This window comes from Streptomyces sp. NBC_00820 (assembly GCF_036347055.1).
Taxonomy (GTDB): Bacteria; Actinomycetota; Actinomycetes; order Streptomycetales; family Streptomycetaceae; genus Streptomyces.
Genome location: NZ_CP108882.1, coordinates 8,097,239 through 8,106,388 on the forward strand (window position 1 = coordinate 8,097,239; position 9,150 = coordinate 8,106,388).

General features: G+C 70.9%; 9 protein-coding genes. 3 read left to right on the forward strand and 6 right to left on the reverse strand.

Translation table 11 applies throughout. From position 1 onward, the window contains the following. Positions 1–38 precede the first annotated feature (38 nt). The gene (locus OIB37_RS36145) at positions 39–932 is read right to left on the reverse strand and encodes a helix-turn-helix domain-containing protein (RefSeq protein ID WP_330455420.1); all 894 of its coding nucleotides are present in this window, start codon (positions 930–932) and stop codon (positions 39–41) included. A 1-nt stretch (position 933) separates the two neighbouring features. Further along, complete coding sequence (locus tag OIB37_RS36150; RefSeq protein WP_330455419.1) at positions 934–1,194, reverse strand: hypothetical protein; 261 nt, start codon at positions 1,192–1,194, stop codon at positions 934–936. 467 nt (positions 1,195–1,661) lie between these two features. Between OIB37_RS36150 and OIB37_RS36155 the strand changes: the two genes are divergently transcribed. Beyond that, positions 1,662–2,945, forward strand: a complete 1,284-nt coding sequence (locus OIB37_RS36155) for an AlbA family DNA-binding domain-containing protein (protein ID WP_330455418.1) — start codon at positions 1,662–1,664, stop codon at positions 2,943–2,945. Positions 2,946–3,295: 350 nt separating this feature from the next. Further along, a complete protein-coding gene (locus OIB37_RS36160) occupies positions 3,296–3,826 on the forward strand; it encodes a hypothetical protein (RefSeq protein WP_330455417.1) in 531 nt (176 codons plus the stop codon). Here the strand turns inward: OIB37_RS36160 and OIB37_RS36165 are convergent. From OIB37_RS36165 to OIB37_RS36180, 4 genes are all read right to left on the reverse strand, one after another. After that, positions 3,819–6,101, reverse strand: a complete 2,283-nt coding sequence (locus OIB37_RS36165; RefSeq protein ID WP_330455416.1) for a protein kinase domain-containing protein — start codon at positions 6,099–6,101, stop codon at positions 3,819–3,821. The genes OIB37_RS36160 and OIB37_RS36165 overlap by 8 nt on opposite strands. A gap of 170 nt (positions 6,102–6,271) precedes the next feature. After that, a complete protein-coding gene (locus tag OIB37_RS36170) occupies positions 6,272–6,670 on the reverse strand; it encodes a hypothetical protein (RefSeq protein WP_330455415.1) in 399 nt (132 codons plus the stop codon). After that, on the reverse strand, positions 6,670–6,945 hold the full coding sequence (locus OIB37_RS36175; protein WP_330455414.1) for a hypothetical protein: 276 nt from the start codon (positions 6,943–6,945) through the stop codon (positions 6,670–6,672). The genes OIB37_RS36170 and OIB37_RS36175 overlap by 1 nt, the downstream gene beginning before the upstream one ends. 200 nt (positions 6,946–7,145) lie before the next feature. Further along, complete coding sequence (locus tag OIB37_RS36180) at positions 7,146–8,279, reverse strand: hypothetical protein (protein WP_330455413.1); 1,134 nt, start codon at positions 8,277–8,279, stop codon at positions 7,146–7,148. 185 nt (positions 8,280–8,464) lie between these two features. On the opposite strand from OIB37_RS36180, the gene OIB37_RS36185 reads away from it, so the two are divergent. Then, positions 8,465–8,629 (forward strand): hypothetical protein, encoded by a 165-nt coding sequence (locus OIB37_RS36185; protein ID WP_330455412.1) that lies wholly within the window; start codon positions 8,465–8,467, stop codon positions 8,627–8,629. The last annotated feature ends 521 nt before the right edge of the window (positions 8,630–9,150 follow it).

A 9,150-nucleotide genomic window follows, 5' to 3' on the forward strand; every position in this document is an offset into this window, starting at 1 on the left:
GGGCGCTGGTACGCGAGCTGACCGACCGGCCCTGTGAGTCAGGCCGGTTCAGTGCGGTCGATCATGGCGCGCAGCTTCTCGCGCAGGTCGAGATGCTCCTTGGCGGACGGCTGGGCCGCTGCCTCGGCCTCCCAGGCGGCGAGCTCCTCTTCGTCCGGCCACTGGAATTCGGGCGCGGGGGAGTTGAGGTAGCGGAGGCCGAGGAGTTCGTAGTCGTCCGGCGTCTTCAGCTGTCCGGTCTTCCGTTTGATCCTCTCGTCCTGCTCCAGACGAGGGAGTACGCGTTCGGCCGCTTCGCACGGGGTGAGCGCAGGCGGCTCAGCGCGTACGACGGGGGGCGGCTGTCCAAAGGCGCGCCGCGCGGGGGCATCGGCGAAGAGACGGCGATGGGCGTCCAGCCAGTTTCGTCTGTCGGCGGCAGGCATGGACAGGGCTTCCATGAAGGCGGTGAACAGCGTCTCGGTGGGAGGTATCTGTCCCTGGAGGACCAGGTGGAGGGTCGAGTGGGGCAACCGCGTCCGGCCGTCCGGGGCGCTGCCCGCGAACTTCTCGAGCTGATGCAGCGGCGGATACCCGCCCGCGATCCGCATGAAGATCATCGACTCGACGAGCTCGGCGCGCGAGGTGACCATCTTCGGCCCCAGCGCCCGGGCGCCCGGCAGGACTTCCTCCGCCTTCGCGGCGTGCCAGGCCCGTGCCATGTCGTCCTCCTTGCGGCCGCAGGCGCGCGTGATGGCCTCCACGGTCTCCAGCAGGGGCACCCTCTTACCTGCGAGGGCGCGGCGTACGACGCTCTCCGAGACCCCGCTGTCCTTGGCGAGCGCCTCGAAGGTCTTGCCCGAGGCCTCCTTGGCGGTGCGCAGCCGCTGGATGAGAGCTCGCAGCTCGGGGTGCGTGCTCGCCGGGATGGGGCTGAGCGGTCGGCCGGCCATCTCAGAGCGTCCTGCCGAACGCGTGACGCATGTCCAGGCGCAGCCCGGGTCGGGCCCGCGCGAGCCGGCTGGCGGCCGCGGCCGCCAGCCCCCCCAGCACGGCGGGCACTTCGTGGCCGGTCACGGCCAGTGCGGTGACTGCCAGGACGACGATGACGATGACGACGGCCTCGCCAGCCAGGAGACGGTCGGCGAGCGGGTTCGCGATGCCGCACTCGGCGACCGCACCGGCCGTGGCCAGGCGGGCGGAGAAGACGAACATGGTGCTCCTCGAACTGATGACGCAACAGATGAAGCTCGCTGCAAGGCTGTTGGGGGTGAGGCGCCCGCAGGCCTTGGCGAGGCCCTGATCGTGGCACCTGACCGGCCCGGCGGGCCAGGCCGATCAGGCGCATTCCGACACCTGTGTCCACACGGACGTACCGTCGTCGCGCGAGGTCTTCATCTCGCATCACCGCAGTTCAGCGCGTTGTCAGCGCGGAATTCCGTCTCTTTATCCAATTTGGCGGCCCGAAGCGGTAGCACCCTCAGCCACACCCCTCGAGAAGCGCGGACCACCTGGCCCGGACACCACGCCCTGCCGGTCTCCAGAGAAAGAGAAGCGGACGATGCACCGCCTTCGCCCCGGGCCGCCGGTCCGCAGCAGACCGCAACCGACGACAAGCCGGGGAGATGCACCTTCCTCCGGACCGGCAGGCGTTGTCAGTGCCACGCCCTAGGGTGCCGGGCATGGCCCGTTCCTGGACACGACTGCATGAGCACCTCGGGGCTGCGCCCGGCCCCCTGGACTTCGACATAGTCGCCAAGGCTGCTGCCGACCGGCTGGCGGAGTCCGACGACCTGGACTGGAAGGAACAGCTTCCTCAGCCCCCGCGCGAGGGCCGCTGGAACGAACTGGCCAAGGACGTTGCCGCGATGGCTAACACCCGCGGCGGCCTGATCATCTTCGGCGTGCGGGACACCACGTGCGAACTGGTCGGCATCAACTCCGGCGACGTGAACATCGAGCAGTACGCCCAGTGGGTCCGCAACCACGTCCAGCCCTACCTGCCCGACCTCACCTTCACGGTCCTCACCTCGGCCGACGGCGCCACCAGTGTGCTGGTGGCCGATGTCCCCGCCAGCCCCATGGCCCCCCACCTCGTCTACGGCACCGCCACCCGGGACAAGGACCAGCAGGCCGCCGTCGCTCCCTACCGCGACCGCGATCACACCGCCTGGATGGCCGAGCACCAACTCGAACGCGCCTACCGCGACCGCTTCACCCGCGCCCAGCGGGCCGAGGACGAAGCACACCACCTGCTCGCCCACGCCCAGGAGACCGTCTCCGCCCAGCACACCGAGCCGGCCGCCTACTTCGTCGCCCTGGCCCGCCCCGAACGCCCGCTGCCGCGTACCGCTCCCCGCCTGACCCGCGAAGAGACCACCGCCGTGGCCCAGGCCGCCCGCCGCCGGGGCGGCGATCCGATGAGGCCCGGCCCCCTGACCAGTCTGGAGATCGTCACCGGCAACCCGCGGCCCGGACTGCGCCGCTGGGTTCTGAGCACCCTCCTGCTGCAGAGCGCCCGCGAGGTCCACGCCGAACTGCACCACGATGGGACCGTGCTGCTGGCCGCCGACGTCTCCTGGAACGCCGCACGAAACCTGGCCGCCGATGAGCTGCCCGGCGCCGGCGTCGCGGTGTCCCAAGACTTCATCGGCGCCTGCTGCCGCGACCTGACCACCACGGCCTGGGAACTGGCCCGTCGGCTGCGGGTCGACAGCGCGCTGCAGCTGACCGTGACACTCACCGCCGTCACGCCCTCTCCCAGGACGCCGAAGCCGGCCCTGGTCCCGGTCGTCACCGGTTTCGGCGGCTTCACCGACGTTCCCGACCACGCACGCCACCCCCGCCGGATCCAGCCCGTCACCGCCCCACTGACCCCGCTCGACGAGGCCGAAGCCCTGCAGGAGACCGCACAGGAGCTGTTCACCGACGTGATGAACCAGTTCGGCCTCGACCCGCAGCTCTGAGCACCCAGAAGCCCATCTCATCCCGACGACATGAGAAGGCCCGCACAGACGATGCGCCTGCCCGCACCGCACGGCGCACCCAACCCGCTTTTCGCACGCCGTTTCGCGACCAGAATCCGGCAGACCGGCCGCCGCGCCGTGACCCCGGCCCGACGACCGTCGTTGTCCTGGCTGGTGCCGCCCTACCTTGTCGCGCTGTGACGGTGCCCGGCCGAGTGTCGCGTCAGCCCGCGACTGACGCGGACGGGTAGGCCCTAGACGCGCCGCGTCACTCACAGCGCCCCGCACGTGTGGCCACGCCACCCAGCAGGCGCCGGATCGTGGGACCGGCCGTAAGGGACGGCACGGCCATGACCTCCACCCACCCGCGCAAGCGACCGCAGCGGCGCAGCGAGATCCCCCACGGCCCGCAGCAGGACACCGGTCTGCAGCAGATCCGCGACGCCCTGCCGCCCGCGCCCGCCCCCTGCACGGTCGAGCCCGCCCCGGGTCCGGTGGGCGAGGAGGTGCCACCGGAGCTGCTGGCGCTGGTGACCCACCACTGCCGCCGCATCAACGCCTACCTCGCCCGCGCCCAGCACCTGCAGACCCTGCACGGCGACAACATGAAGCAGTGGCAGCGCCTGGTCCTGTACGCCCTGACCGACGCCCTCGCCCACAACCACCTCCTGGTCGGCACCCTCGCCGCCTACCTCCAGCGCCAGGACCTCGACACCGACCTGCTGCGCCGCTACCTGCAGTCCCCCGACCCCGATCGCTACATCACCGGTGAGGCCGTGCAGCACCTCGACGGCCTCACCGGCGCCGTGCCCGAGGACTCGCCAGAGCCGGTCTGGATGGCCGTCGGCCGGCACATCGCTCGCGACGGCCGCTTCAGTTAGCCGTGCTGGCGCGTAGTGCCTGGCGTATGCGGGTGTCGGCGGTGCGGTCGTCGGCGACATGGCTGAAGTGCTGGGCGGAGTCGGGGTGGTCACGCAGGACGGCGCCGATGACGGATGCGGCCTCGCTCGTCAGAGCCCGCAGCCAGGGGGTGATCTTGGCCTGGGCGCTCCACTGGTCCCAGGCGGCGTCCCAGGTGCACATGGTGTGGGCGGCCTCCTCCAGCAGGTCCCAGTCGCGGTGGTCGGCGGCGTAGGAGCAGAGGCCGTGCAGCCAGATCACGACCCTCGCGGCTGCGCCGAACTGCACGATGTGGGTGTCGTCTCCGTCGACGTGCTCTGCCAGGGCGCGCAGGAGATTGTGAGCTCGGGCGGGTTCTCGTGCGAGGGCCGGCCCGGCCTGCTGGGTGTCGAGCTGGGCGAGCACGCCGACGTGGAGTTCGTAGTCCTCGGGGTGGTCGCCGACCAGGGTCAGCAAGGTCTCTGCGGCGGCCGCGTCGCCGTTGCCGACGGCTTCGAGCAGGGTCTCGGCGGCCGGGAGGGGGTCTTCGGGGATGACCGCGTGTTCACGGTCGATCAGGTCGAGGAGGTCGCTGACGGTCTGGGGGCGACGCTGCGGATCCTGGTGGGTGGCGGCGCGCACGATGGTGCGCCACGGGCCGGGAGGGGGCAGCAGCGACAGGTTGGTCTCCGGCAGCTTGCCGGTGAGGGCCCAGGCGATGACTCTACCGATGCTGTAGATGTCGCTGGACGCCGTGGCCTCATGGGGTGCCCTGAACAGTTCCGGGGCGGCGAACCCCTCGGTGCCGAGGAAGTGGCCGGTGCGGCCCACCTTGGTGGTCTGGCCTCGTGGCCGGCGGACGATGCCCCAGTCGGCGAGGGTCCAGCGGCCGTCGAAGTAGAGGACGTTCGACGGTTTGATGTCGCGGTGCAGCCAGCCGTGCTCGTGCGCGGCGGCCAGCACCGATGCCAGGGCGTCGACCAGGGCGCGCAGCTCGGCCGGTTCCTGGAGCACCTCTTGGCGCTCGGCGGCGGTCGCGTCCGCCCAGGGCATCACGAACCAGATGTGGTCGGTGCTGAAGTCGAGGATCGGCATGGCGTGGGGATGGCCGTTCAGCAGCTGGCCGATCTCGATCTCCCGTCGCATGCGGGCCACTTGACGGTCGGCCGGGTACTTGCTGTGCAGCTTCTTCAATGCGACGGTCGTGCCGGTGGGCTTATGGATCGCCTCGAACACATCGGCCTGGCCCCCGTCCGGGACCGGCTCACGCGGGCAGGCGTAGTCCTTGCGCACGCCGCGAGCGGCACGGCGGACCGCGGCGTAGGCGGCCTCGCTGGATGGTGCGGACGGCGCGACGGCCGAGGGAGCGGGGTGCTCGGTGCGAGGGCGCGCCGGGATCAGGCGGCCCTCGTACACCGGGTAGCCGCTGACCGTGCTGGCCTCGGCGAGCTCGTAGCCGTCGGGCGCCAGATGGTGGTTGACCACGGCCAGCAGCCGCCGGACCTCGACGGGGTCCGTCCGCACCGCGGGGTGGATCATCTCCGCGAGGAAGTGGAGTAGGACCTCGTCGGTGCCAGCGGCGAGCCCGAAGCGATCATCGCCGAAGACCCAGTCGTCTTCCCAGTCCCCGGGGTTGTTCCAGCAGTGCTGGACGATGTCGTCCTCGGCCGTGGTGAACCGCGGGTCATGACTCTTCAGACGGTCCAGGTCGTACAGCCTGCGCAGGAAGGTGACCTCGTCCAGGCTGCCCGACCAGCTCGCCCCCGTGCTGCGCAGCGCGTCGAACAGGTGCCGCCGGGTGACTTCGGTGATGGACGCCGGCGGCCCTGCGGGTATGCCGCTGCCCCGGAAGCGGCCGACGACGGTGTCGACGGAAACCGACCGGAGCAGGGACGTGCCCATCACCCTCTCGGTGCGAGCACGGGCGAAGAGATCCAGATCGAAGGAGACGTCGTTGAGAGCCCGCAGCACGGTGCGCTGCAGATCGGGACCCAGCTCGCGCAGCCGTTCGTAGTAGGTGTCCCGCAGCCCGAGCGAGAAGAAGGCCCCGTCCAGGGTATCGAAGTCCTCCGGCAGCGGCGTCCAGGCCGGCCCCGTCATGCCGAATCGGCCGATCTTGACCCCGCCGATCTCCCGGATCTCGCCGCCTGGATCCACACAGAGCAGCAGGAAGGTCGTCTTGAAGCTGTAGTCATCCCAGTCGTCCCGAACCAGGAAGGCCTGCCCCGGCATGGGGGAGACGGGCCGCCCGCGGACGGGCAACACAGTGAACTGCACAGTTCCTCCGGAAGACACCTCGGCCTCGCGGCCGGGCACATCAGAACAGAAGATCCAACCGCCTATATACGAGCGGTGCCGCTCCCGGCGGAGCAGCATCGGGCCCACCGCGGGGTCTGAGCCGCGCCCTCGGCGGGGCGACCGTCTTGTGCCGCCAGGGTGGCGGATGGCTACTGGTCAGGGTGGACGGCTTGAACGCCGGTGCCCGCGTACGCCTTGGGGGTCAAGGTGAGCAGGTACCGCCCGGCGGGATGGGTGGCGGAGGGGCGGGCAGCGTGGATGGCGTGGACGGCGGCCCAGGAGTGCCCGAAGCGCAGCAGTTCGGTGGCGGTGACCGCGGCGTCGGTGTCGAAGGCCTCGATGCGGATGAACCGCAGCCCCTTGATGTAGCCGAGCAGGCCGGCCCGTTCGGCGTCGCCGGCCGTCAGGGACAGCACCGGTGCGTACAGGTCACCGAGCCCCCCGGAGGCCTGGACGTAGAACGCGGCGACCGCCTCGTTGAACGGATCCTTCGGGTCGAACAACGCGCTCGCGGTCGTGTGGTCCAGGACGACCGCGATCCCCGCCACTACGCGGCCGCCTGCGGGCTGTGCGCGGCGCCGCCCAGGCGCTCGAGCAGGGCTCGGGCCTTAGCCTCGGCCTCCGGGCTCGGCGCGTGGCCGAGGGCGGAGGCGAGTTCGGCACGGGCCAGCTCGGCCCGCTCGGCGTACTCGGCCTGCGTCGGAGTGCCCTGCGCGAGGTCCTCGACCAGGCTGCGAATGGTGGTGCCGTGCTCGGCCGCCAGCTGGGCGAGCCGGTCCCGCGCGGCAGTGCTCACCTTGATGCTCGTCTCGTCTGCTGCCATATCCCCACCCTACCCCGCTCCTCTACCACAGGTAGAGGAAACTCCGATCAGCCCGGGAGCCGCAGATACACGCTCCGGACGGGGCACGGCTCCGGTACGCAGTCGGTACGCGAGATGCGAAGAGGGATGAGGGGCAACCCCGCGCGGCGCCCTGGACCACCGGTCTTGCTGCACTCATCCACCGACACGCGCAGCCGCCATCACCGAGGCTGCGGCAAGATCACGTCATCCGGCCTGCACCCACGCCCCTTCACCTCTGCGCCGCCGTTCGCCGCCTGTCGGCCGTTCGTCAGCTCCTCCATGGAGCGCATCCACCTCTCCCCGAAGCCGACGGCCCCCGTCTCGTCGCCGGGGATGCTGAAGATGTCCGGGTTCTCGGCGAACTGGTCCATCAGGATCTGGTACAGCCTGCCGAAGAACGGCTCGAGGAAGACCGCCAGGGACTCGGCGAACTGCCTGGGGGAGGGGTTGATGGCGATGACGTGGTCCAGGAACGGGAACATGCCCCACTCATCGATCCGCTGCCGTAGCGCGGCCTGCGCGGGGGTGTCCGGCAGGAGCAGTCCGTGCAGCACGTACAGCCCGTAGAACATACGCAGACCGACCAGCACCTCTCGTGCGCGCACCAGCTCCTCGTCACTCGCCCGCAGGACCTGAGCCACCATGTCCGCGTTCTGCTGGAGCAGCCCCCAGTCCACCGGCGGCCCCTCGCCACGCTCCGCGGCACCCAGCATCTGCGCCCAGTCCTCGGCCGTCAGCCCGAACATGCCGAACGCGGCGAACGCTTCGGCCAGCGCGTCCGCCCCGACCTCCTGCGCTCCCAGGCCGATCGCGGCGGCCACGTGCACCATGCTCCTGAAGTCCGGCCCCTCGGCCTCGGCCGGCACGTCCCCGCCGGCTTCGAGCGCCGCACGCACGAGCGTGGGATTCGCCGCCCCGCGATACGGCCCAATGAGCCGCCCGGCGGCCGCGTACAACGCGTCCTGCCCTTCCTCGCCCGCCCCGGCCGCGCTGCGCGCGAACTCCACCAGCCGCTGCGACGCCGAGCGTTGCAGCGCCCACACCAGGGCCTCACGCACGGCGGCCACCGGCGGCTCCGGCACCCGGGCCGCCCCCGGCCGCACCGGCGGCGTCCCGGCCTCGGCGAACCACGCCAGCACGGCCAGCCGCCGGTCACGCCCCTGCCGAAGATGCCGAGCCAGCGCCGCCGCGCTCTCCACCACCAGCGGATCGACCGCGTCCACCACCGACCCCCGGCCGCGCCCCAGCCCCCGCCGCCGATGACGCGGCAACAAGCCCGCCCGCCGCCAGCTCTCCAGCTGGCTTGCCGTCACCGCCACCTCCCGCGCGGCAAGTTCACGGACCACTTGCAGATCAGCCGGACTCGGCGCCCCTCGTGCCATGCCCACCATTACAACCCCGAGAAGCGCAATTTTCTGCGGCTTTGCGGCTCTGGCTCACTGGTCCCAGCACCACAGCCCACGCCGCTGCACCCGGCCCGAACGAAGGACACCCCGCGATGCCGAAGAAAAACCGGCCCTCCGCCACCCCGCCCCAGGACCACGGTGCGCCCGTTCCCGCCTCGTGGCGGCGCCTCGTCTCCTTAGCGCTCCTCGCCGGAGCCGTACGCCACCTCGGGGCCCTTCTGGCCGGCCTCGCAGTGACCTGGTGGCAGCACGACTGACACCCGCTACCCGCCTGGCACACCCCCGCTGAGGTGATGTCAGGCGGGTTCGCTGCACAGAGGTTGAGTTCCTCTTCGTGCTTCCCGCTCCGGCACACCACAGACCCGCCCCACCGCAATCTCCCACTCAGAGGGCACGCACCCAAACCCGGATTCACCCAAAGTTCTGAGGTGAAGGAAACAACCAATCGGCCACCCCGAGCCTGTCCCCGTAGCCAGCCGCCCGCGCATGCGGGCAGGGTCCGGGAGCGCAGCGGACGGACCTCAAGGCTCCTTCTAGGAGCGTAGCGACGAAGGAGCCGCCGGCTCGGAGCGTAAGCGGAGAGCCGGAAGACCATCCACCCAACCTGCGGATTGGGTAAAAGTCCTGACGGAAGGAAACACGGCTCGGAGCGCAGCGCAGAGCCAACTCCTCGCAACGCGAGGAGTCCCACTTCGTCACCCGCGCGCAGCGCGGGGCTTCGCTCCGAACTCCCAAGCGCAGCACGGGAGTTCTCTTGGAGCCTGCGCAGCGAGCTCTT